This is a genomic window from Streptomyces sp. NPDC058773, from assembly GCF_042746015.1.
Classification (GTDB): Bacteria; Actinomycetota; Actinomycetes; order Streptomycetales; family Streptomycetaceae; genus Streptomyces.
The window spans coordinates 1-22,391 of record NZ_JBHYPE010000074.1; the positions used below are offsets into that span (position 1 = coordinate 1).

Consider the following 22,391-nt stretch of genomic DNA (forward strand, 5'->3'; position numbering starts at 1 on the left):
CGGTTCGACAGGGGGAGACAGTCATGCCGGGCCCGGAGGCCAGCGGCCCTCTTGCAGGACCGCGAAGAACATAACGGGGGGCTTCTGCTTGCCGGAACCGGGCCCCGGCAAGAATTGCCCGTGAACCGGCGCGATGGGCACGGCCGGTGTCCGAGGTGTGCCTGCGGAAGCGGGACTGTGCGGAAACTGCGAGCGGTCGGTCCGGCGCTGGCCAGTACGGCTCTGCCGGCAGGGGGCCTCACGGCGGACAGCCGGTGGCTGACGGACCGGGGCGCGAACAGCGAGGTCCACGGGGCGTCCGACGCCGTTCCGGGCGCCGAGGTCGCCCGCGCGCTCTCGGGCCATCTGTCGCTTCCGGTCATCAGGGGGCCGCGCTCGGTCGACTGCGCGCGGGGTCTGCGGGCCGTCGAGGCAGCCCGGACCCACTGCACGCCCACTATCTGCGGGGTACCGACCGGGACATGGCCGTACGGGTCGTCCGGGTCCGCGGCGATGAGATCACATATGTCCATGGCGCCCCACGCCGCTGAACGTCCCTGACCGCTTTGCGTGTTGCGTTCGCGATCACACAGGAGCCGGCGTCAACGGTCCGTCAGGAAGCGGGCGAACCAGGTGCGCGCCAGGACTGGCATCGCGCCCAATGACCGCAAACTGGCCTTTTGTTGAATCTGCTTCAGATCTCGCAAGTGTTGAGATCGCCGTTGGACGGCGGGTGTTGCGGTGATGCTAAGATCATCGCACTTGCCAACCGGGTAGTCACCTGCTAAGGCAAGAAAAGAAATTCCGCGCATTGGCCTAAGAAGACCGCCACCCTGGGGAGAACTATGCCATTAGCCGGCACTTCGATGGCTTTCTGGCAGGCGACTGTGCGCGGCCGTACACGTATGTCTGGGGCCGTGGATGATTCTCTACGCCGCAGCCAGGCATTCGACATCTGGTGGCTCCGCCGTCCGAAGAGAGTCCTATGACGCAATACTTCCAGGATCCAGCGTTCTGGGGATTGATCGCTGGTACCCCTGTTGCTGCGACCGCGATTATTCGCGGCAGAAGGAAGATCACTGATCTTCAAAAGGAGAAGGCCGAGCTCAAGCAGCACTACGCCAATCTCGAAGATCACTACACGGAGGCCGTCGAAGAGGCGAAGGACCGCGCCGAAGAGGCCACCAAGACCACGCTGAAGGCCGCCATGCGGACCCTGCAGGGTCTGGCGAGTGAACAGCAGCTGGCGATTTCCAAGCTGCAGGACACCTACGGCGAACACAAGATCCTTCAGGATCTGCTCGACATCGACCACATGAACTCGCAGTTCGCGCGGCGGGCCCAGTCCATCGCCGTGCTCTGTGACGGCTGGCTCGGCCGACGTCGGCACAACGCGTCGCTCTACGATGTGGTCCGCAGCGCGAAGGGCCGTATCCGCCACTTCACGCGCGTCGAGATCCGCTCGCAGAGTAATTTCGCCATCGTGAGCCGCGCCGTGGAACCGGTGGCCCTGGTGCTCGCCGAACTGCTGGACAACGCCACCAGCTATTCGGCGCCGGAAACGATGATCGAGATCAATATCCGGCCGGTGCCCAAGGGCGTCTGCATCATCGTCGACGACGCCGGTGTCGGTATGAACGAGGAGGAGAAGGCGCGAGCCGCTCAGCTGCTGTCGAGCGAGAATTCGGCCAGCGTCTCCAGCCTCGGTAACCCGCCGCAGTTCGGATTCACCGTCATGGGTGTGCTCGCCGCCCGCTACGGGTTCAGCGTGTCGGTGGATACCACCTCTCCCTACGGTGGCGTGCGCGCGGTCGTCCTGCTCCCCGACGATCTACTGACGTCTCTGCACGAGCCCGAGGAGAGTCCTGCCGTGGCCGCGTCCGCTCCGTTGCCGCCCGAGAATCCTCCTGGTCACCCGGCCTATAACGCGCCTGCTCCGCCCCCGCCCGGATACCCGGCGGCCGGTTCCCCGGCTCCCGGCCCGGCGCCTCTGGGGCAGCCGGCCGACGCCCGCCCGGTTTCCGAGACGACGGCCGGCGGCCTGCCGAAGCGGCGCCGCCGCGGTGCGATATCCATCGTGCCGACCGAGTCCGAGACCAGGGAAACCCCGGCCCGCGACAGCGCACGGGCGGCGTCCGTCATGGGCGCATTCCAGCGCGGCACACAGTCCGGCCGCCGTGACACCAATGCAAGCAATGAAGGGCCTGAGGTTCAGTGAACTACGATCTGTCGTGGATGCTTGACAGTGCTCTGGAATTGCCGGAAGCACAGCATGCCATCCTCGTCTCCGCCGACGGTCTGCTCATGGCCCGTTCGAAGGATGTCGGCCGGGATCACGCCGATACGGTGGCCGCCGCCATGAGCGGAATGCAGTCGCTGAGCCGTACGGTTGCCGACTTCTGTCACGGTGGTGCGCCGATAAACCGGCCGCAATGGCGGCAGACACTTGTCGAGTTCGACCACGGCTGGGTCTTTCTCATCTCGGCCGGCGAAGGCGCCTATCTCGCGGTGTCGGCGTCGCCGGATGTCGACATGGCGGAGATCACCTTCCGCATGCAGCAGTTGGTGGGGCAGCTCGGCAAGGCACTGACCAGTCCGCCTCGTGAGAGGGCTGATATCCAGTCATGACCCATGACGACGAGCCGGAGCTGGAACACGAAGCAGCGGAATTAGTACGGCCGTACGTCATCACCAACGGCCGCGATCTTCTTGACGGCAGTGAATTCTCACTGATCACCCTGGTCACCGTGCACGCGGAACCGCCCCGTACGAAACCCCTCGACCCGGAGAAGCTCCGTCTGCTGGAGCTGTGTTCGGGGGGCTTCCTCTCGATCGCCGAGATAGCCGGGCACACCCGGCTTCCGGTGGGTGTCGTCAAGATTCTGGTGTCCGATCTCGCGCAGGAGGGATTTCTCTTCTCTCGTGCGCCCATACCTAGCGCTCAGCTTGTCGACCGGCAAATTCTGGAGGAGGTGCTGAATGGGCTCCAAGCTCGCTTTGGATGACGGCGTGTACCTGCGCAATTCAGTGCAGACCGCGGCGAAGATCCTCGTGGTCGGACACTTCGCCGTGGGAAAGACGACATTCATCGGCACCATGTCCGAGATTCCGCCGCTGCGGACCGAAGAGATCATGACGCAGGCGGGCGCGGGAATTGACGACCCGAAAGGTGCGCCCAACAAGACCACGACCACCGTCGCCATGGACTTCGGCCGGCTCACGCTCAGCGAGCAGCTGGTCCTCTATCTGTTCGGAACGCCCGGCCAGCAGCGCTTCGTTCAGGTGTGGGAAGACATGACACGAGGTGCGCTGGGGGCGCTGGTCCTCGTCGACCCCCAGCGGCTCGATGAGTCGTTCCCTGTCATGGACCTGGTGGAACACTACGGAATCCCCTACGCCATCGCCGTGAACCGCTTCGACGGGACGCCCGCGCACTCGCTCGACGAGATCCGGGAGGCGCTGGATCTGCTTCCCGAGACACCAGTCGTCAACTGTGACGCACGGGACCAACGTTCCTCGGCCGATTCGCTGATCGCACTCGTCCGATATCTCCAGTCCCGCCTCAACTAGGAGTTCAGGCATGCAATCTCACTCGGAATTCCAGAGCCCACCGCCCGGCTGCCCGGCGCACGCCGGCGGTGAAAGGGCGCCCCTCCACGGGCCGGAGTTCGCCGCCGCACCGGATGCCTTTTACGACATGCTGCGGCAGTACGGCCCCAGCGCGCCCGTCGAGCTGGCTCCCGGTGTGGAGGCCGAACTCGTCACGGAGTACGCCACCGCGCTCCATGTCCTCCAGAACCCGGACACGTTCGCGCGGGACTCCCGCCGCTGGCGCGCGCTCAACGAGGGGCGGGTTCCGCTGGACAGCCCCGTGCTGCCGATGATGATGTACCGGCCGAACAGCATGTTCTCCGACGGCGCGGAGCACCTGCGGCTGCGTCAGGCGGTGACGGAGAGCTTCGGGCGTCTGGACATGCACCGGGTGAGCAGGCATGTCGACCGCGTCGCGGCGTACCTCACCGATCAGTTCAGTTCCCGGGGCAAGGCCGATCTGATCAGCGACTATGCGCAGTTGCTGCCGCTGCTGGTCTTCAACGATCTCTTCGGCTGTCCGGCGGAGATCGGCGACCGGCTGATCAGCGCCATCTCCAACCTCTTCGACGGGATCGACGCGGATCGGGCCAACGAGGTCATGGCGGGTGCCCTGTTCGAGCTGGTCACCCTGAAGCGCAGGGTGCCAGGGGAGGACATCACCTCCTGGCTGATGCAGCACTCGTCGCGGCTGACGGACGAGGAGATGGTCCATCAGCTCGCGCTGCTCATCGGGGCCGGCACCGAGCCGGTGCAGAACCTCATCGCGAACGCCCTGCGGCTGCTGCTGTCCGACGAGCAGTTCGCCGGCGGCCAGCAGGGCGGCGACGTCCTGGTCGAGGACGCGATCAACGAGGTGCTGTGGAACAGCCCGCCGATCGCCAACTACGCCACCCACTACCCGGTGCACGATGTGGAACTCGGCGGGAACAAGCTGGCAGCCGGTACTCCGGTGCTGGTCAGTTTCGCGGCGGCCAACGCGGACCCCAGCCTCTCCGCAACCCGGCAGACCTTCAGCAAGCGGGCCCACCTGGCCTGGGGCGCCGGGCCGCACGCCTGTCCGGCGAAGGACCCGGCGCTGCTGATATCCATACGCGCGATCGAGAAGCTGCTGAACACGCTGCCCGACATCGAGCTGGGTGTGCCGGCGGACACGCTGACCTGGCGGCCCGGTCCGTTCCACCGGGCGCTCAACGCGCTGCCCGCCCGCTTCACCCCGGTCCGCAGCGAGCGGCGGGGCCCGCAGCCGGCGGGCGGTCCGGGTGGGGACACCCGGGCCAGGGAGCAGCAGAGCAAGCCTCAGAAGGGCAGTTGGTGGAGCGGATTCCTCAACTGGTGGCGGGTGTGATGTTTACTACAGCTTGAATGTTCGTTTGTCGCATGAACGTTCAGCCGTAGGGGTATGCAGGGCTGGCGACTATCGAGTGATCTTCTGAAAGAAGGTATCGCCTTGCAGCCCGCTCTGGCCACTGCTCCCGTTGACCGGCGCAGTGTGGTTTCGCTTTTCTCCCGTCTGCGCACGGCCAAAGGTCAGTCGAATGCGTTGCCGTTGTACGCGAAACTCAGGGCGATGGGGGATGTTGTTCCGGCGCCCTGGGGAGGCCACTTGGTGACCTCGTACGGACTGTGCCACCAGCTTTTGCGAAGTAGATCCTGGCGGGTCCCGGACAGTGAATGGCGGGCCCGCCAGGTGGATGCGGACCGGTGGCACGCCTCCGCATCACGGCAGATGGGAGATACTCTGCCGATGCTCAACGCACCGCACCACACCCGTGTGCGGCGCTCGCTGGGCAACGTTTTCGACCGTAATTCGCTGGCCGGGATGAGAGCCTCGGTCGAGCGGACCACCACCCGTCTGCTCGACCGTTTCGAAACGGAACTGGCGGACGGACCGGCCGATTTCTGTGCCCTGGTCAGCGAAGAACTCCCGGTGATCACCATTGGCGAATGGCTGCAGCTACCGTCCGCTGACTATTCCCTTCTGCGTTCCCTCACCCATGACCAGGTGTACACCCAGGAATTGTTCCCGACACCCAGTCAGCTCACGATTTCCGATGAATCCACTCGTCAATTGCGGGAGTATTTCACCGCGTTGGTGAGCGAGCGGAGGCGAAAGCCGGGGAATGACCCCGTCTCGTCGTGGCTGCGCATCTGGGACGAACAGGAGCCCGACCGGGAGGCCGCCGACGAGGCGGTGTACGCCCTCGCGCTGTTCATGGTGCTGGCGGCGCTGGAGACGACCTCACACGTGCTCTCCAGCGCGGTCCGGCTGCTTCTGGAGCACCCCCGTCAGATGAACTGGCTGCGTGTGCACCCCGAGCAGATACCGGACGCGATCGACGAGGCGCTCCGCTACGACGCGCCGATCCACATGATCAGCCGGGTGGCTCCCGAGGACACCGAACTCGCCGGGGTGACCGTCCGCAAGAACGAGATGGTGCAGCTCATGGTCGGCGCGGCCCATCACGACCCGAACCACTATGCCGCCCCGGAGATCTTCGACATCCGCCGCCGGGCGGCCCATCTCAGCTTCGGCGGGGGAATCCACTACTGCCTGGGCAACGCACTGGCCCGCATGGAGGCGGAGTGCCTGCTCACCGGGCTGCTCGAGCGGCTCCCCGGGCTGCGGATCAGCGCTCCGCCCGTCTGGGAGCCCCGCGTGGCCTTCCGCCGCCTGGTCACACTGCCGGTCGTCCGTGTCTGACATCCCCGGCCCCGGTCTTCCGCCAGTGGAACAACGAAACAAGGAACCCATGATGCACGCCTTCAAGTCCCTCCTCGTGACACAGGAAGGGCCCGTTCTCACGGTGCAGTTGAACAGCCCCGAGACCGGAAACGCCATCTGCGGCGAGATGCTCGACGAGCTTCTGGCCGTACTGGGGGCACTGGATGACGATTCCAGCATCAGGGTCCTGGTCGTCTCCGGTGCGGGCGAGGACTTCTGTCTGGGCGGTGACCGGGCGGAGTTCCCCGCCCTGCTCGCCGAGGACCCCAGCGGAGTGGGGCTGCGCGCGCTCGGGAACAAGGCGCGACGGGTGTGCGACGCCCTGGCGAGCACCGACGCGGTGACCATCGCGCGGCTGCACGGCGGGGTGGTCGGGGCCGGAGTGGGGCTCGCGGTCTTCTGCGATCTGCGGGTCGGTGCGGACACCTGCCGCTTCCGGCTGCCGGAACTGGGGCTGGGAGTACCGCCCGCATGGGGCGGGATCATGCCGCGGCTGCTGCACGAGGCCGGTGCGGCGAAGATCCGTGAGCTGATACTGACCGCCGACAACTTCGACGCCACCATCGCGCAGGAGCTGTCCATCCTGCACAAGGTCGTCCCGGAGGAGCAGCTCGACAGCGCCGTCACGCGGTGGATCAAGCCGCTGGTCCGCCGTTCCCCCTCGGCCCTGCGGACCGCGAAGCTGATGCTGAACTCGTACGCCAACGCCAACCGCCTGGCGGACGCCACCCTGTTCGACGCCGAGCTGCTGTCCTCCGCGCTGACCGTCGCCACCACCCGGCGCTGAGCCGCGGCCTGCGGCGCGGGGCCCGTCCGGCTTCCCGCGCCGCAGGCCGTCGGTCTCGGCTCAGTCCGGCCGGCTCACTCCCCGGCGGTCGTGACGGCCTCCCGGTGCTGTCCCGCCAACTCCAGATACATGGCGGCATTGAGCTTGATGCTCTCGCGCTCCTCATCGGTCAGCTCGCGCTTGATCTTCGCCGGTACCCCGGCGACCAGCGAGCCGGGCGGGACCTGCATGCCCTGGGGGACCAGTGCCTGTGCGGCGATCAGCGAGCCCGCGCCGATGTGTGCGCCGTTCAGCACCGTGGCGCCCATCCCGATCAGGACGTCGTCCTCGACGGTGCAGCCGTGCAGCACCGCGTTGTGCCCGACCGAGACCCGCTTGCCGACGGTCACCGGGAAGCCGGGATCGACATGCACCGTGCAGTTGTCCTGGACGTTGCTGTCGGCGCCGAGCACGATCGGACCGCAGTCCGCCCGCAGCACCGTGTGGTACCAGACGCTGGCTCCCGGCCCCATGGTGACCTCGCCGAGCACGACGGACGTCGGGGCGGTGAATGCCTTCTGATCGACCTTCGGCTCCTTTCCGCCCACCGGTGAAATCAGTGCCCGTGCCGTCATCCTGGATCTCCTCACCGTTCTGCGCCGCGCCAGCAGCACCGTAGACGACGGGGGCGGCACCGGGCGGGGCCCGCCGCCGGTGGGGCGAAGATCACAGCCCGCGGCGCGGCCGGGCGGCCGCGGGCTGAGTACGGTGTGCGGGTGCCGATAAACCAGAACGTGTTCTCGTCTTTCGCGGCCTGGCGGCGCCGGGCCGTGGCGCGCACCGTCCACCGCGGGGTGCGCTGGGTGCGCGAGACCGCGGCCGTGACGGCCGACCGTCCGGGCCCGTACCGCTTCCGCCGGATCGGCACCGGCACCCGGCTCGCCTTCCCACAGGGCACGGTCTTCGGCGACCCGTGGATCGAGCTGGGCGACCACTGCATCATCGCCCAGGACGTGACGATGACGGCGGGCATGATGCCGGACCTCGACCTCGGCCCGGAGCCGATCCTGACGCTGGGCAACGGTGTCGTGCTGGGCCGCGGAAGCCATGTGATCGCGGATGTCCGGCTGACGATCGGCGATGACTGCTTCTTCGGCCCCGGTGTCTACGTCACCACCACCAACCACAGTTACGACGACCCCGAGGTGCCGGTCGGCAAGCAGTGGCCGCGCAGCGAGCCGGTCACCATCGGCCCCGGCGGCTGGATCGGAACCGGCGCGGTGATCCTGCCCGGGGCGCGGCTGGGCCGGAATGTGGTGGTTGCGGCCGGTGCCGTGGTCCGAGGGGAGGTCCCCGACCATGCGGTGGTCGCCGGGGCGCCCGCGAGGATCGTCCGCCGCTGGGACGCCCGGCAGGGCTGGCAGCCGCCGCTGCGCACCCCGGCTCCGGTGCCGATCCCCGAGGGCGTCACCCCGGAGCAGCTGGTCGCGCTGGAGTCCTGGGAGGCGGAGCGGACCGGAGCGGCGGAGCGGACCGGAGAGGCGTACGAGGCGTCCTGAGCCGGCGTCAGGCGCGGCGGGACCGCGGCCGGCCCATCGCGGTCAGCCGCCTGAGGCGAGCAGGGCCGAGCCGACCAGCGCGAGGGAGGCGCCGGCCGTCTGGACCGCCCGCAGCCGCTCCTTGAGGACGCCGAGCGCGGCGAGCGTGGTGACGACCGGGTAGAGGGAGGCGAGCACCGCGGCGATGGTGACCGGACCGCTCTGCGCGGCGAGGGCGTAGGTGCCGTTCGCGGCGACATCGGCGATGCCGACGAAGGCGAGTGCGGGCAGGGCGTCCCGGAGGGCCGGGAGTCCGCCCTCGGGCAGGGCCGGGGTGCCGCGCCGCATCGAGGCGTACAGCGCGGCGCCGCCGACGGCGACATTGCACAGCCGCTGCACGAACAGGGCGAGGAAGAGCCCGGTCACGGTCGTCGACGCCTCCGAGATCAGCGCCATCACCGTGCCGAAGCCGAGCGCCGAGATCAGCGTCAGCGCAATCGTCCGGCCGGCCACGGAGGCGCCGCCGAACCGCGGGCCGCCGGCCAGCACGACGCCGACCACCGCCACCAGCATGCCGGTGACCTGGAGCGTTCCCGGCCGTTCGCCCGCCACGAGCCCGACGCCGAGCGGCACCAGCACGGTGCCGAACGAGGCGAGCGGGGAGACCACGCCCATCGGGCCGAGCGCCAGGGCACGGTAGAAGCAGAGCAGGGCGACGGGCCCCACGACACCCGCGGCGACCGCGAACCACAGCTGCGGTCCGGCCTCCCGCCAACCGCCGGTGGCCAGCACGATGGCGCCCAGTACAACGGCGGCCAGCGCCTGCGAGACCACCACCACGGTCAGCGCCTGCAGCCGTCGGGTGAGCAGTCCGCCGCCGAAGTCGGCGAGCCCCCACAGAAGGCTGGTGGCCAGGGCGAAGACCGCTGTCATGGTGAAACCTCGCAGTACAGTGAACCGGACGCTGAAGTACACCACACCGTAGTGCAGCAGACTGTACTGGGGTATCGAATATATTGGCCTCGACTTGGACGGACCGTGACGGATCTCGACCAGCTCACGCAGTCGCTCGCCCGCAATCTCAAGCATTGGCGGGCCGAGCGCGGCTTCACCCTCGATGCGCTGGCGGCCCGCGCCGGTGTCAGCCGCGGCATGATCATCCAGATCGAGCAGGCCCGTACGAACCCGAGCGTGGGGACCACTGTCAAGATCGCCGACGCGCTCGGCGTCAGCATCACCACGCTCCTCGACTACGAACAGGGCCCGCAGGTACGCATCGTGGGCCCGTCGGAGGCGGTCCGGCTCTGGTCCACCGAAGCGGGCAGCTCCACCACGCTCCTCGTCGGAGCCGAGGCGCCCGGACCGTACGAACTGTGGGACTGGCGGCTGATGCCGGGCGACCACAGCAGCTCCGATCCGCATCCGCCCGGCACCGTCGAACTGCTGCATGTCCGCTCCGGCACCCTGACGCTGGTCGTGGACGGCACGGAGCACGAGGTGCCCGCCGGTGCCTCGGCGACCTTCGAGGCCAAGGTCGCGCACGGCTACCGCAACGACGGCACCGAACCGGTCGAGATGACCATGTCGGTGATCATCCCGCCGGTCCGCTGAGGCGGGCCGGTGGGGCGGCCGCCGTCGGGACGGCCTGCCGAGACGGCCCGATGGGGGCCGCCGCCGGGCCACTGTCAGGCCGCCGAGACGGCCCGGCAGCTCCGGGCTGTTAGCTTGGCGGGTATGCCCGTGCCGATGGATGCCTTCGACGATGTCCGGCCCGCCGTCGAGCGCCTGGACCTGCTGCCCGAGCCGGTGGCCGCCGCGGTCCGGGACTGGCGCGGCTCCGTGCCCGTCGAGGAGCTGCGTCATGTCGACACCGATCCGGAGATCGCGGACACCGCACTGCTCGTCGAGCATTACGGCCCCTGGCTTCTGGAGCAGTCGGCGAACTGTGTGGTGGTGGCCGGCAGGCGCGGCGGTGAGACGACCCTGGCCGCCTGCGTCGTCCTCTCGCACACCCGCGTCGACGTGAACGGGATCGTGCGACGTCAACTGGGCGCCCGCAAGGCGTCGTTCGCACCGATGGACACGGCGGTCGGCGAGAGCGGGATGGAGTACGGCGGAATCACCCCGGTCGGCCTGCCCGACCACTGGCCGCTGCTGGTGGACTCCGCCGTCGCCGATACCCCGTACGCCCTGATCGGCAGCGGCAGCCGCCGCGGCAAACTCATCGTGCCCGGCAAGGCGCTGGCCGAACTGCCGGGCGCAACGGTCCTGGAGGGGCTGGGGATCGTCTAGGCGCTTCGTTCGCCGTGGCCTTCACCCGGCGCGGCCCGGCCGTCTCCGCCGTTCACGGAAGGCCACGGCTCGCGGAAGGGCGGCCCGCGGCACCCGCGCGCCCGGACCGCAAGCCCCCGTGGCTCAGCCCAGACGCGGTATCTCGATGGCCGGGCATCGGTCCATCACCATGTCGAGCCCGGAGTCGTGCACCCGGTGCCAGGCCGCCTCGTCGACCACGCCGAGCTGGAACCAGACCGCCTTCGCCCCGACCGACACCGCCTCATCGGCGACCGGGCCGGCCAGCTCGCTGTTGACGAAGACATCGACCACGTCGACCGGGAAGGGGATCGCGGAGAGCGAGGGGTACCCCTGCTCGCCATGGACGCGCTCGGCCTTCGGGTGCACCGGCACGATCCGCTTGCCGTAGCGCTGCAGAACCTCCGCGACGCCGTGCGCCGCGCGCTGCTCGTTGCTGGACAGGCCCAACACGGCCCAGGTGTCGCCGAGCTCGGTCAGAATCCTGCGGATCGTACTGGGGTCGCCGTACACGCACTGCCTCCTGCCTCGGAAGGGTCTTGTGCCGCTCAACGGACGGTGGGACCCGGAGATTCCCGTCGCGGAGGACGACCACTCCGCAGGGTGACGGCAGCAGGTCAGCGCCGCACAGCAGACGCCCCGCCCGAAGGGGAAGACGGGCGGGGCGGGTCTTCTGTGTGGTGGCTCAGTTGGCGCCGCGGGCCACTCCGCTGCCGGCCATCCCGGCCCCGACCACCGTGCTGCCCTTCGCGGTGCGAGCGGGCTTGCCGATCGCCCGGCCGCTGCCGACCGGCTCGGTCCCGCCGGCCCCGGTCCCCGGACGCGGCGCCACCGGGGCGGCCTCCCGCGCCTCCGTCCCGGACACCCCGGCCAGCGCCGCGCGCAGCTCCTCGGTGTCCACCAGCATGCTCACCGGCCCGGTCGGGTTGAGGTACAGGGCATGTCCCGGCGGCAGCTGCTCGACGAGTTCGGCCACCGGCCGGCGGTCGTACAGCAGCCGGCCCACCGACTCCAGATAGCTCTGCGAGGTGTAGACGGGGATCACCGGGGTGCCCTCGGGGGAGGCCGCGGCCAGCGGCGAACCGGTAGCGGTCACCAGTACGGAGACCTCCGCACGCGCCAGTGCGTCGGAGACGTCCTGCCCGGGCCCGTAGCCGGTCGCGGCGAGCTGCAGAGCGCAGTCGACCGCGTCCGTCGGCTCCGCCCAGTCCAGCATCTGGGGCGACGGCCGGTACTCCGGATTGTCCCGCCACTCCTCGATCTCGCCCGTCGGACCCGACCGCCACTGGCCGATCAGCGCCCAGAGCGGTGGCGGTCCCTCTCCCTGCCAGGTCAGATCCACCATGGCCAGCCAGTGGTCGGGCGCCTCGCGTGCCGCCTCGATGACCTCTGGCGGGGGCTCGGGCATCTCCTCACCCGTCACGGGAACGCCCGCCGTCATCGCCTGCTGTGTGCTCTCTTCCATGCAGCCCTCCGCAAACCCGCCGTTCCTACCTGTACGAGCGGGGCCCCGGAAACACGAGGCTCTCGCACTGGCCTCACAGTGCCCACGGGCAGCGCGGACGTCTCCCCGACGCACCGTGCGGACGGGGCGGGTACGCCGCGTGGCCGTGCGCACTGCGCCCGGACGGCGGACCCCAGCGCCCTTACGGCGGACACCTCAGCGCGGCGCGGGCCACCGGCACCGGCCGCTGTCCGGCGCTCACCGGGGCCGCATAGGCTGGTCCGATGCAGGAGCAGTACCGCACGCTCGCGCGCGAGGGTGTCCACGAGATCGAGATCAACAAGTCCCGCTTCCTCTGTGCGCTCGCGCCCGTCGCGACCGAGGCCGAGGCCCAGGACTTCATCGCGCGCATCCGCAAGGAGCACCCCACCGCCCGCCATCACTGCTTCGCCTATGTGCTGGGCGCCGACGGGGGCATCCAGAAGGCGAGCGACGACGGTGAGCCCGGCGGTACCGCGGGCGTCCCGATGCTGCAGATGCTGGTGCGCCGCGAGGTCCGCTATGTCGTCGCCGTCGTCACCCGCTACTTCGGCGGCGTCAAACTCGGTGCGGGCGGCCTGATCCGCGCGTACGGAGGCGTGGTCGGCGAGGCACTCGACGCGCTGGGCACGGTCACCCGCCAGCGTTTCCGGCTGGTGACGGTCACCGTCGACCACCAGCGGGCGGGCCGGGTGGAGAACGATCTGCGCACCACAGGGCGAGCCGTGCGCGAGGTGACGTACGGAGCGGAGGTACGCATCGAGGTCGGGCTGCCGGAGGCCGAGCTGGACGCCTTTCGCGCCTGGCTCGCGGACACCACCGCCGGCACGGCGCGGCTGGAGCTCGGCGGCGAGGCCTACGGGGACCTCTGAGGGCCGGCCCCGGCGCCCGGGCCGACCGCAGCGGAATGTCCGGTCCGCGCCGGTGTGCCTGCGTGCCGGTCATGTCAGCCTGTGACGCGGTGACGACGGGCCGCTGAAACGGGCCGCTGACCGGTGCGCGCCCCGGCGCGAGAAGGGCTGCCACATGCCTGAACTCCTCGATGAGCGGGTGGGATTCGTCCGGCGCATCGGCTTGTTCCAGGCCACCGCCATCAATATGAGCCAGATGTGCGGCGTCGGTCCCTTCGTGACGATCCCGCTGATGGCGGCCGGACCCCGCGCACGCCTTCGAGCTGACGACAAGCCACTTCTGGACCGGCTTCGCGGCCGGGCTGACCATCGGCATCTACGACTACCTCGGCTACAACACCATCGCCCGTACGGCACCCTCCACCCGCGCCACCGGTTCCCCGTACTGGGCCTGCTCACCATGGGGACCGTGACGGCCGCGGGCTTCCTCCTGGGACGGCACACCGACCTGGCCACCGTCATCCAGCTGCTGACCACCGTCATGGTGATCGTGCAGGCACTGGCCCAGGTCGCCGCGGTGACCGTGCTGCGCCGCCGTCAGCCGGCACTGCCCCGCCCGTACCGGATCTGGCTCCATCCCCTGCCGAGCATCGTGGCGCTCCTCGGCTGGCTGGTCATCTACGGCTGCGCGGACCGCAATGCGCCCGGCAGACATCCCCTCGAATGGTCGCTGGCATGGGTCGGGGCGGGCGTCGTGGCCTTCCTGGTGTGGGCCCGCCACGAGAAGGAGTGGCCGTTCGGACCGAAGCGGATCACGGAGGAGTATCTGCGGACCGCCGAAGGGGACTCCGATCGGGACGCAGGGCGGGCCGGGGGAGAGGGGCGACGGGCCGGGGCGAGGGGCCGGGGCGGTGGGGGCCGCGGGGCCCGGCTGAGGTCTCTATCGCCACACACCGGATGTGACAACTGCGGACAACCGCCCCGTCCCCGGATGCAAGAATGAGGCCCGCAAAAGGACAGGGCGCGGGCAGCGGTCGCTGTGGTGGGGGCCGGTTGCCGGGCCGTGTCGGGTGGTGTTGGTTCGTGGGCTCTCGGAGGGGACAAATGCAGGTCGGAGTGGCTGGGTGAGGTTTCTGCACACCTCCGACTGGCATCTGGGGCGGTCCTTTCACCGGGTGAATCTGCTCTCCGCGCAGCGCGCGTTCCTCGATCACCTCGTCGAGACCGTGCGCGCCAGGGAGATCGACGCAGTGCTGGTCGCGGGCGATGTCTACGACCGTGCGGTGCCGCCGCTCGCCGCCGTAGAGCTGTTCGACGAGGCCCTGCACCGGCTCGCCGGTCTCGGTGTCCCGACAGTGATGATCTCCGGCAACCATGACTCGGCCCGCCGGCTGGGCGTCGGCGCCGGACTGATGGAGCGGGCCGGCATCCATCTCCGTACCGACCCGGCCGGCTGTGGTACCCCCGTACTGATCGACGACGCCCATGGACCGGTGGCGTTCTACGGTCTGCCGTATCTGGAACCGGCCATGGTCCGCGACACCCTCGGGGCGCGGCGTGCCGACCATGCGGAGGTGCTCGGCGCGGCCATGGACCGGGTGCGGGCCGATCTCGCCGGCCGGCCCGCGGGGACGCGGTCCGTGGTGCTGGCGCATGCCTTTGTCACCGGGGGCGCGGTCAGCGACAGCGAACGCGATATCACCGTGGGCGGGGTGGCCTCGGTCCCGGTGGCCGTGTTCGACGGGGTGGACTATGCCGCGCTCGGGCATCTGCACGGCTGCCAGAGCCTGACCGAGCGGGTGCGTTACTCCGGATCTCCGCTCGCCTACTCCTTCTCCGAGGCCGAGCACCGCAAGTCGTCCTGGATCGTCGACCTCGACGCGGACGGTGCGGTGCACGCGGAGCGGGTGGACTGCCCGGTGCCGCGGCCGCTGGCCCGTCTCCGCGGACGGCTGGAGGAGCTGCTGGACGACCCCGAAGCGGCCCGGCACGAGGACTCCTGGGTCGAGGCGACGCTCACCGACACCGCCCGTCCGCATGAGCCCATGGCCCGGCTGGCCAAGCGCTTCCCGCACCTCGTCAGCCTGGTCTTCGACCCCGAGGACGGGCCCACCCGCTCACTGGCGTCGTACGCACAGCGGCTGCGCGGACGCAGCGACCAGGAGATCGCCGAGGACTTCGTGGAACACGTACGGTCCGGCCGCGCGGCCGATGAGCAGGAGCGGGCCGAACTGCGCTCGGCGATCGACGAGGTACGCGTCGACGACATGGCGGCCGAGGTGGCGCGTTGAGGCTGCACCGGCTCTCCGTCACCGCCTTCGGGCCGTTCGGCGGAACCCAGATCATTGACTTCGACCGGCTGACGCGGGACGGCCTCTTCCTGCTGCACGGTCCGACGGGTGCGGGCAAGACGTCGGTCCTGGACGCGGTGTGCTTTGCGTTGTACGGGTCGGTTCCCGGGGCGCGGCAGAGTGGCCAGGCGCTGCGCAGCGATCTGGCGGACCCGCTGACGCTCACCGAGGTCGTCCTCGAACTGACCGTGGGAGAGCGGCGGTTGGAGATCACCCGGCTGCCCGAGCAGCCGCGCCCCAAGAAGCGGGGCAGTGGCACCACGAGGGAGAAGGCACAGAGCCGACTGCGGGAGTTCGTGCCGGGTGGGGACGGGGCGGAGGCCGGGGCCGGGGGGCCGGTGGCCGGGGACGGGCTGCGTGGCGGCGACGGGCCGGACGGCTCCGGTGGGCCGGAGGGGGGCGGTCACTGGAAGGCGCTGAGCCGTTCGCACCAGGAGATCGGTGAGGAGATCGGCCAGCTGCTCGGTATGAGCAAGGAGCAGTTCTGCCAGGTGGTGCTGTTGCCGCAGGGCGACTTCGCGCGCTTTCTGCGGGCCGATGCGGAGGCCCGTGCCCGGCTGCTGGGGCGGCTCTTCGACACCCGGCGGTTCGCCGCGCTCGAGGAGCAGTTGAGCGCGCGGCGCAAGGCGGCCGCGGACACCGTCACGGCGGGCGACGAACAACTGCTGGCGCTGGCACACCGGATGGCGCAGGCGGCCGGGGAGAGTGCCGATGTGAACGATCCGTCGGTTCCGGCGCCGGCCGCGACCGGGACGGAACGGCAGGGCGCACCGGCGCGTGGACGTGTCGCGGCGGCCGGCGGGCGCGGGCGGGCGTCGGCGACGGCCACGAAGCGGGCGACCGTGCCGGGGCAGGCCGGGGCGGCAGAGCCGGGTGGGCGGTCCGCGACGGCCCGTACCGGTGGTGCGGAAGAACCGGCCGCACCGGGCCCCGGTGAGCCGGGATTTGCGGATGCGGTGCTGGTCAGGGCGGCGGTCGCCCGGGTGAGCGCACGGGAGCGGCTGACCGTCGCCGGTGCCGCGCTGCACGCCGCCGAGGCCGCCGAGGGGGCGGCTGCCGGGCGCTGGGAGGCGGCCCGGGAACGTGACCGGCTCCAGCAGCGGTACGCGGACGCCCGGCGCCGGGCCGCCCGGCTCGAAGCCCACGCCGAGGAGCGCGAGCGCACCCGCAACCGGCTGGAACGGGCCCGTGCGGCCGCGGAGGTCGCGCCCGCGCTCGCCCTGCGCGACGCCGCCTGGCGCGAGCTGGACGCCGCACAGCGCGCCGAGCGACAGCACCGGGACCCGCTGCCGCCGGATCTGGCCGACGCGGAGAGCGAGCAACTCGCCGCGCTGGAAAGGGAGCTGCGGGAGGATCTGGGATCGCTCGGTGCGGCGCGGCGGGCCGAGCGGCGGGCCGCCGACCTAGGCCGGGAGCGGGCCGTACTCGACCGCGAGGCGCGCGCCGACGAGCAGACGCTGCTGGACGCCGCCGAGTGGCTCGCCGCATGGGACGACGGCCAGCGCGCCCACCAGCAGCGCATCGAGAGGGCACAGGAGGCCGCCACCCGGGCCGAACAGCTCGGTGCCCGTATCGAACCGGCCGCCGAGCGCTGGGAAGCGGCCCGTCGCCGCGACCGGCTCGGCGGTGAGGTGCGGTCGGCGGAAGCGGAGCTGCTCGCCGCCAGGGAGCGGTCCGCGATGGCCCACGAGCACTGGCTCGACCTCAAGGACCGCCGGCTGCGGGGGATCGCCGCGGAGCTCGCCGACGGCCTCCGTGACGGCCTGGCCTGCGCGGTGTGCGGCGCGACCGAGCACCCCCGGCCGGCCCGTGCCGGTGCGGGCCACGTCGACCGGCATGCCGAGGAGGCCGCGCTGGCGGCGCACCGGCAGGCCGACGAGGCCCGGGGGCAGGCGGAGGCCCGCTGCCAGTCGGCCAAGGAGGCGCTGGCCGCCGCTGCCGCCACGGCCGGGGACGCGCCGGCCGGTGAACTGGCTGCGATGGTGGAGGAGTTGCGTACCGAGTTCGCCCGCGCCCGTGACGGGGGCGCCGACCTCCATGCCGCCCGGGAGGCGCTCGGACGGGCCGAACGGGAATACGAACGGCGCCGCGCCGAGCAGCAGCAGGCCGAGCGCCGGGCCGCGGCCCGTACCTCCCACAGGGAGGCGCTGGACCGCGAACGGGCGGCCCTGGAAGAGGAGCTGACCCGGGCGCGCGGAGACTGCCCCAGCGTCGCCGACCGGGCCGCCCGGCTGGAGCGGCAGGTGACGCTGCTGGCCGCGGCGGCGGAGGCGTCCCATACGGCCGGCACCTGCGCCCAGCGGCTCAAGGAGGCCGACGCCGGGCTGTCCGACGCCGCCTACCGCGCCGGATTCGACACCCCGCAGGCCGCCGCGGAGGCGCTGCTGCGGGACGAAGAATGGCGGGCGCTGCAGCGACGGCTCGATGAGTGGCAGGCCGAATCCGCCGCCGTGGAGGCCGAGTTGGCCGATCCGGAGACCGCGGCCGCGGCGGCGCTGCCGCCCGCCGACCCGGCCGCCGCGCAGTCCGCGCACCAGGCAGCGACCGCACGGCTGCGCACCGCCTCGGCCACCCATGCCGCGGCCCGGGACCGCTGCACCGAACTCGACCGGCTCTCCGCCCGCGCCGAGGCCGACGCCCGCGCGCTGGCCCCGCTGCGCACCTCTTACGACCGCATCGCCCGCCTCGCCGCGCTCGCCGCCGGGACGTCCAGCGAGAACGAGCGGCGGATGCGTCTGGAGTCGTACGTGCTCGCCGCCCGGCTCGAACAGGTCGCGGCCGCCGCCAGCGCCCGGCTGCACCGGATGTCGGCCGGCCGCTACACCCTCGTCCACTCCGACGAACGGGCCGGCGGCGCCCGGCGTTCCGGCCTGGGGCTGCATGTCATCGACGCCTGGACCGGCCATGAGCGGGACACCTCCAGCCTCTCCGGCGGCGAGACCTTCTTCGCCTCGCTCGCGCTGGCGCTCGGCCTCGCCGATGTCGTCACCGACGAGGCGGGCGGCACGCGCCTGGACACCCTCTTCATCGACGAGGGGTTCGGCAGCCTGGACGAACAGACCCTGGACGAGGTGCTGGACGTACTGGACTCGCTACGCGAACGGGACCGCAGCGTCGGCATCGTCAGCCATGTAGCCGACCTCAAGGCGCGCATCCCCGCACAACTGGAGGTCGTCAAGGACCGGTCGGGGTCGAGGGTCCGGCATCGGGTACGGGGGTGAGTGGGCAAGGCTTCTGCGCCTCCCCCCTCCCACCCCCGAACCCACCCCCGCCCCCTCCCCCCGAAGGGGGGAGGCGGGGGGAGGGGGCGGGGGGAGGGGGCGGGGGGAAGCGCTGTGGGGGTGTTTGAGGGGGCCCGGCGGTGCGGCGCCTTGGCCTCGCGCTCCGGTGCTGCGTTGCGGGCCGGGGCCTGCCGGCCTGTGTTCCGGTCCGGGCCCTGCGCCCCGCCCCCCACGGCTCACCGACGGCCTCCGACAGCCCCAACAGCCCCCGCCTCGCCCCTCTCATACGCCCGCAGCCCCTCCCGCTCTCCGGCGAACCGGAAGCCGGCTCGCTTCAGGACCCGCTGTGACGGGACGTTCTCCGGCTCGGTCAGGGCGCACACCGTCCGTACCTCGGGCCGGGCCGTGGCCCAGTCGGTCAGCAGTCGCGCGGCGTCGGTCGCCCAGCCGGCGCCGCGCGCGGAGGGGGACAGGTCGTAGCCGATCTCCACGAAGCCGTCGGCGTCCGGTGGGCCGTGGAAGCCGATGCTGCCCAGCGCCGTACCGGCCTCGGCGTCGGTGAGGACGAAGACGCCCCAGCCGGGCCTGTAGTGGCCCGCCGCCGCGGCCCGTACCGCGATACCGGCGCCGCCGGAGGTGGTCTCGGGCGGGGCGCCGTCGATCCAGTCGAAACCGGCGGGTTCGCCGTCCGCGACCCGCGCGGCGGTGGCCGGCAGCAGGGCGCGCAGCGCCACCCGGCCCGCCGTGAGGGTCAGCGGATAGCCGGCGCCCGCGGTGACCAGCGCCTCGAACAGCGGCCGGTGGTCGGTTCCCGCGGGCAGGCCGCTGACCTGGCCGTCGCCGACCTCCACCACCCGCCAGACGCCATCGGCGCGCAGCGCCAGGTCCGTGGTGACGAAGCGCGGCCCCAACTTGCGTACGATGGGCGCCACTTGCGACAGGTCGGGGACCGGGCGCAGCTCCGGGGTGTCGGGGTGCGGGCCGGTCAGCACCGGCTCACCGTCCACCCACCACACCCGCGCCTCGCCCACCGCCGCGTACTCCTCGAAGGTGCGCAGCACCACGCCGCCGGTGAGGAACTCCTCCTGGAGGGCGACGAAGCGGGCGACGACCGAAGACAGCCGGTCGGTGTCCCGGGTGTCCGGCACATAGGCGGCCTCGTCCCATTCGTGCTTACGGGACTTGACCCAGTCCTTGACGATCAGCGGGCGAGGGCCGTCCGGTCCGTCGAGCCGGGCGGCGAGCCGGGCCAGTGCCGCCCGGCCCGGGGTCCGGCCGGGGGCGCAGGGGAGCCAGACGCTCTGCGGGGTGAGGGCCCGGAAGGTGTCGTACCAGCCGGGGAGTTCATGGGCGGTGCGATACGCCCCGGGAGAGGTCAGCAGCCGGCCGCCGCGCGCGGTGAGCGCCCGGTCCAGCTCGGCGTAGTGGCCGGCAGGGAGCATCCAGCCGCGGTACCAGACCGGTCCGGCATCGTGCGGGACGCGGGCCACCGCCTCTTCGGCGTGCCCGGCGAGCAGTGCCTCGTGGTCCAGTACCGCGGTCGTGGCGCCGGCCGACCGCGCCGCGGCGGCCTCGGCCGTGAAGTGCGGATCCGTACGCCGGGGACGCAGCGGGTCGCCGGGGAACAGAAGGAGCGGCCGGTCCGCCGCGGGAGCCACGGTCATGTCAGCGGACCTTACGGACGGCGGCGGCCGGCCACAACAGCATTGCTGCCCGGGCCGGCCGCCGCCCCCAAGGGGCCGGTCAGAGCGCCGACAGCTCGCTCAGCAGATCGTCCAGGCCCAGCGAACCCTGCGACAGCGCGGCCATGTGCCAGGCCTTGAGGTCGAAGTCCGCGCCGTGCCGGGCGCGGGCCGCCTCCCGGCCCTGCAGCCAGACCCGTTCCCCGAGCTTGTAGCCGATCGCCTGGCCGGCCATGCCCTGGTAGCGGGTGATCTCGCTCTCGACGAAGTCGGCCGGACGGCTGCTGTGCTGCGCGAAGAACTCGTGTGCCAGCTGCGGTGTCCAGCGTTCGCCCGGGTGGAAGGGCGAGTCCGCGGGGATCTCCAGCTCCAGATGCATCCCGATGTCGATGATGACCCGGACCGCGCGCATCATCTGCGCGTCCAGGTAGCCCAGCCGCCGTTCCGCGTTGGTCAGGAAGCCCAGTTCGTCCATGAGCCGCTCGGCGTACAGCGCCCAGCCCTCGGCGTTGGCGCTGACGATGCCCACCGTCGTCTGGTACCGCGAGAGGGTGTCGGCGACATGGGCCCACTGCGCCAGCTGGAGGTGATGGCCGGGCACCCCCTCGTGGTACCAGGTGGAGACCAGGTCGTACGCCGGGAAACGGGTCTCCCCCATCGTCGGCAGCCAGGTGCGGCCCGGCCGGGAGAAGTCCAGCGACGGCTGGGTGTAATACGGGGCGGCGGCGCCACCGGGCGGGGCGATCCGCGATTCGACCCGGCGCACCCGCTCCGCCAGCTCGAAGTGGGTGCCGTCGAGCGCGTCGATGGCCTCGTCCATGAGCGACTGGAGCCACTGGCGGGTCTCCTCGACGCCCTCGACGGCCTCGCCGTGCTCATCGCACCAGGCCAGCGCCTCCCACGGGGTCTTCGCGCCGGGCAGCACCTTCTCGGCCTCGGCCTCCATCTCGGCCAGCAGCCGGTGGAACTCGGACCAGCCGTACGCATACGCCTCGTCGGCGTCCAGGTCGGCGCCGTTGAAGTAGCGGGCGAGGCGGGTGTAGCGCTCCCGGCCCACCACGTCCGGGGCACCCTCGATGGCGGGGGCGTAGGTGTCACGGAACCAGTCGCGCAGCTCCACCAGGGCGCCGGTCGCCACCTCGGCGGCCTCGGTCAGCTCGGCGCGCAGGGCGTCCGGGCCCGGGTCGGTGAACTCGGCGAACCAGCTGCGGTCCGTCCCGATCCACTCGCCCAACTGGCCGATGACGGTGCGCACCTGGAGCGGTCCGGCCGGCAGCTTCCGCTTGCGGCCGGCGTCGAGGGCGGCGCGGTAGCCCTCCAGCGCGGCGGGCACGGCCCGCAGCCGGCTGGCGATCGCCGTCCAGTCCTCGTCGGTCTCGGCGGGGGTGACCGTGAACACCTCACGGACGTGGTGCAGCGGCGAGCTGAGGTTGCTGACCGTGCGCAGGCCCTCGCCCGCCTCGTGGACCGCCAGCTCGGCGGTCAGCCGCTCCCGCAGCAGCCGGGCGCAGATCTGCTCGGCGGCGCTGTCCGCGCCCGGCCGGGCCTCGGCCTCGGTGAGCTTCTCCAGCGTCGTTCGCGCGAGCTGGGCCACCGCTTCCTGGCCGGTCGGGGAGAAGTCGGGGAGCTTGCCGGAACTCTCGGCGATTCCGAGGAAGGTGCCGGTGATCGGGTCCAGGTCGACGAGGGCGTCGACATAAGCGTCGGCGACCTCGCGGGGCAGCGGGCCGCCCCCGGAAGTAGTGGTGTTGGACATACCGCCATCCTCGTACGGATCATGCGCCGCGTCACCATCAAAAGGCGGTACGTTCCTGTCGCTTTACGACGCCATTGCCTGTCGTGGCGCCCTTGCGTGCTGCCGCGGCCGGCCGGGCGTCCCCTGCCCGGCCGGTCG

At 71.3% G+C, this 22,391-nt stretch carries 19 protein-coding genes and 1 pseudogene; 14 read left to right on the top strand and 6 right to left on the bottom strand.

The window, feature by feature from the left end; all coding sequences use genetic code 11:
- Nucleotides 1–964 precede the first annotated feature (964 nt).
- The 7 genes from ACFW5B_RS34000 to ACFW5B_RS34030 all read left to right on the top strand — a co-directional run bounded on the left by ACFW5B_RS34000 (nucleotide 965) and on the right by ACFW5B_RS34030 (nucleotide 7,082).
- Complete coding sequence (locus ACFW5B_RS34000) at nucleotides 965–2,197, top strand: ATP-binding protein (RefSeq protein ID WP_386448542.1); 1,233 nt, start codon at nucleotides 965–967, stop codon at nucleotides 2,195–2,197.
- The gene (locus ACFW5B_RS34005; RefSeq protein ID WP_386448545.1) at nucleotides 2,194–2,607 is read left to right on the top strand and encodes a roadblock/LC7 domain-containing protein; all 414 of its coding nucleotides are present in this window, start codon (nucleotides 2,194–2,196) and stop codon (nucleotides 2,605–2,607) included. The genes ACFW5B_RS34000 and ACFW5B_RS34005 overlap by 4 nt, the downstream gene beginning before the upstream one ends.
- Entirely contained in the window at nucleotides 2,604–2,984 is a 381-nt protein-coding gene (locus ACFW5B_RS34010; RefSeq protein ID WP_386448546.1) for a DUF742 domain-containing protein, read from the top strand. The genes ACFW5B_RS34005 and ACFW5B_RS34010 overlap by 4 nt, the downstream gene beginning before the upstream one ends.
- Complete coding sequence (locus tag ACFW5B_RS34015; protein ID WP_386448549.1) at nucleotides 2,959–3,549, top strand: ATP/GTP-binding protein; 591 nt, start codon at nucleotides 2,959–2,961, stop codon at nucleotides 3,547–3,549. The genes ACFW5B_RS34010 and ACFW5B_RS34015 overlap by 26 nt, the downstream gene beginning before the upstream one ends.
- Nucleotides 3,550–3,559: 10 nt before the next feature.
- A complete protein-coding gene (locus tag ACFW5B_RS34020; RefSeq protein ID WP_386448551.1) occupies nucleotides 3,560–4,918 on the top strand; it encodes a cytochrome P450 in 1,359 nt (452 codons plus the stop codon).
- 399 nt (nucleotides 4,919–5,317) lie between these two features.
- Complete coding sequence (locus ACFW5B_RS34025) at nucleotides 5,318–6,274, top strand: cytochrome P450 (protein WP_386448554.1); 957 nt, start codon at nucleotides 5,318–5,320, stop codon at nucleotides 6,272–6,274.
- 49 nt (nucleotides 6,275–6,323) lie between these two features.
- On the top strand, nucleotides 6,324–7,082 hold the full coding sequence (locus tag ACFW5B_RS34030) for an enoyl-CoA hydratase/isomerase family protein (protein ID WP_386448557.1): 759 nt from the start codon (nucleotides 6,324–6,326) through the stop codon (nucleotides 7,080–7,082).
- A gap of 74 nt (nucleotides 7,083–7,156) precedes the next feature.
- Here the strand turns inward: ACFW5B_RS34030 and ACFW5B_RS34035 are convergent, their stop codons facing one another.
- Nucleotides 7,157–7,696: a gamma carbonic anhydrase family protein gene (locus tag ACFW5B_RS34035; protein WP_386448559.1), complete on the bottom strand. Its 540-nt coding sequence runs from the start codon at nucleotides 7,694–7,696 to the stop codon at nucleotides 7,157–7,159.
- A 135-nt stretch (nucleotides 7,697–7,831) separates the two neighbouring features.
- Here ACFW5B_RS34035 and ACFW5B_RS34040 point away from each other — a divergent pair, with 135 nt between their 5' ends.
- Nucleotides 7,832–8,620 (top strand): acyltransferase, encoded by a 789-nt coding sequence (locus ACFW5B_RS34040; RefSeq protein ID WP_386448562.1) that lies wholly within the window; start codon nucleotides 7,832–7,834, stop codon nucleotides 8,618–8,620.
- Nucleotides 8,621–8,662: 42 nt separating this feature from the next.
- On the opposite strand, the gene ACFW5B_RS34045 is transcribed toward ACFW5B_RS34040, so the two are convergent.
- Entirely contained in the window at nucleotides 8,663–9,532 is an 870-nt protein-coding gene (locus ACFW5B_RS34045) for an EamA family transporter (RefSeq protein WP_386448565.1), read from the bottom strand.
- Between the two features lie 105 nt (nucleotides 9,533–9,637).
- Between ACFW5B_RS34045 and ACFW5B_RS34050 the strand changes: the two genes are divergently transcribed.
- Nucleotides 9,638–10,210 carry a helix-turn-helix domain-containing protein gene (locus tag ACFW5B_RS34050; protein ID WP_386448568.1) on the top strand — a complete coding sequence of 191 codons (573 nt, stop codon included), beginning with the start codon at nucleotides 9,638–9,640 and terminating at the stop codon, nucleotides 10,208–10,210.
- A 123-nt stretch (nucleotides 10,211–10,333) separates the two neighbouring features.
- Complete coding sequence (locus ACFW5B_RS34055) at nucleotides 10,334–10,891, top strand: YbaK/EbsC family protein (protein ID WP_386448571.1); 558 nt, start codon at nucleotides 10,334–10,336, stop codon at nucleotides 10,889–10,891.
- A 123-nt stretch (nucleotides 10,892–11,014) separates the two neighbouring features.
- Here ACFW5B_RS34055 and ACFW5B_RS34060 read toward each other — a convergent pair whose 3' ends face one another.
- Both ACFW5B_RS34060 and ACFW5B_RS34065 read right to left on the bottom strand, forming a co-directional pair.
- The gene (locus tag ACFW5B_RS34060) at nucleotides 11,015–11,422 is read right to left on the bottom strand and encodes a CoA-binding protein (protein WP_386448574.1); all 408 of its coding nucleotides are present in this window, start codon (nucleotides 11,420–11,422) and stop codon (nucleotides 11,015–11,017) included.
- 172 nt (nucleotides 11,423–11,594) lie between these two features.
- Nucleotides 11,595–12,374, bottom strand: a complete 780-nt coding sequence (locus tag ACFW5B_RS34065) for a type VII secretion system-associated protein (protein WP_386448577.1) — start codon at nucleotides 12,372–12,374, stop codon at nucleotides 11,595–11,597.
- A gap of 263 nt (nucleotides 12,375–12,637) precedes the next feature.
- On the opposite strand from ACFW5B_RS34065, the gene ACFW5B_RS34070 reads away from it, so the two are divergent.
- The 4 genes and pseudogenes from ACFW5B_RS34070 (at nucleotide 12,638) to ACFW5B_RS34085 (ending at nucleotide 18,815) form a co-directional block, all read left to right on the top strand.
- Nucleotides 12,638–13,264, top strand: a complete 627-nt coding sequence (locus ACFW5B_RS34070; protein WP_386448580.1) for a YigZ family protein — start codon at nucleotides 12,638–12,640, stop codon at nucleotides 13,262–13,264.
- 284 nt (nucleotides 13,265–13,548) lie between these two features.
- Nucleotides 13,549–14,246: pseudogene (locus ACFW5B_RS34075) on the top strand (hypothetical protein); the annotation flags it as partial.
- Between the two features lie 121 nt (nucleotides 14,247–14,367).
- The gene (locus ACFW5B_RS34080) at nucleotides 14,368–15,534 is read left to right on the top strand and encodes an exonuclease SbcCD subunit D (protein ID WP_386448583.1); all 1,167 of its coding nucleotides are present in this window, start codon (nucleotides 14,368–14,370) and stop codon (nucleotides 15,532–15,534) included.
- On the top strand, nucleotides 15,531–18,815 hold the full coding sequence (locus ACFW5B_RS34085; protein ID WP_386448586.1) for an AAA family ATPase: 3,285 nt from the start codon (nucleotides 15,531–15,533) through the stop codon (nucleotides 18,813–18,815). The genes ACFW5B_RS34080 and ACFW5B_RS34085 overlap by 4 nt, the downstream gene beginning before the upstream one ends.
- Before the next feature lie 236 nt (nucleotides 18,816–19,051).
- Here ACFW5B_RS34085 and ACFW5B_RS34090 read toward each other — a convergent pair whose 3' ends face one another.
- The gene (locus tag ACFW5B_RS34090) at nucleotides 19,052–20,479 is read right to left on the bottom strand and encodes a GNAT family N-acetyltransferase (protein WP_386448589.1); all 1,428 of its coding nucleotides are present in this window, start codon (nucleotides 20,477–20,479) and stop codon (nucleotides 19,052–19,054) included.
- A 79-nt stretch (nucleotides 20,480–20,558) separates the two neighbouring features.
- Complete coding sequence (locus tag ACFW5B_RS34095) at nucleotides 20,559–22,253, bottom strand: DUF885 domain-containing protein (RefSeq protein ID WP_386448592.1); 1,695 nt, start codon at nucleotides 22,251–22,253, stop codon at nucleotides 20,559–20,561.
- Nucleotides 22,254–22,391: the final 138 nt, after the last annotated feature.

Excerpts from the sequence above, each read along its gene's own strand:
- ACFW5B_RS34000 (WP_386448542.1), top strand. The coding sequence starts at position 965 with ATGACGCAATACTTCCAGGATCCAGCGTTCTGGGGATTGATCGCTGGT.
- ACFW5B_RS34010 (WP_386448546.1), top strand. The coding sequence starts at position 2,604 with ATGACCCATGACGACGAGCCGGAGCTGGAACACGAAGCAGCGGAATTA.
- ACFW5B_RS34015 (WP_386448549.1), top strand. The coding sequence starts at position 2,959 with ATGGGCTCCAAGCTCGCTTTGGATGACGGCGTGTACCTGCGCAATTCA.
- ACFW5B_RS34020 (WP_386448551.1), top strand. The coding sequence starts at position 3,560 with ATGCAATCTCACTCGGAATTCCAGAGCCCACCGCCCGGCTGCCCGGCG.
- ACFW5B_RS34025 (WP_386448554.1), top strand. The coding sequence starts at position 5,318 with ATGCTCAACGCACCGCACCACACCCGTGTGCGGCGCTCGCTGGGCAAC.
- ACFW5B_RS34030 (WP_386448557.1), top strand. The coding sequence starts at position 6,324 with ATGATGCACGCCTTCAAGTCCCTCCTCGTGACACAGGAAGGGCCCGTT.
- ACFW5B_RS34035 (WP_386448559.1), bottom strand. The coding sequence starts at position 7,696 with ATGACGGCACGGGCACTGATTTCACCGGTGGGCGGAAAGGAGCCGAAG.
- ACFW5B_RS34045 (WP_386448565.1), bottom strand. The coding sequence starts at position 9,532 with ATGACAGCGGTCTTCGCCCTGGCCACCAGCCTTCTGTGGGGGCTCGCC.
- ACFW5B_RS34055 (WP_386448571.1), top strand. The coding sequence starts at position 10,334 with ATGCCCGTGCCGATGGATGCCTTCGACGATGTCCGGCCCGCCGTCGAG.
- ACFW5B_RS34065 (WP_386448577.1), bottom strand. The coding sequence starts at position 12,374 with ATGGAAGAGAGCACACAGCAGGCGATGACGGCGGGCGTTCCCGTGACG.
- ACFW5B_RS34070 (WP_386448580.1), top strand. The coding sequence starts at position 12,638 with ATGCAGGAGCAGTACCGCACGCTCGCGCGCGAGGGTGTCCACGAGATC.
- ACFW5B_RS34090 (WP_386448589.1), bottom strand. The coding sequence starts at position 20,479 with ATGACCGTGGCTCCCGCGGCGGACCGGCCGCTCCTTCTGTTCCCCGGC.
- ACFW5B_RS34095 (WP_386448592.1), bottom strand. The coding sequence starts at position 22,253 with ATGTCCAACACCACTACTTCCGGGGGCGGCCCGCTGCCCCGCGAGGTC.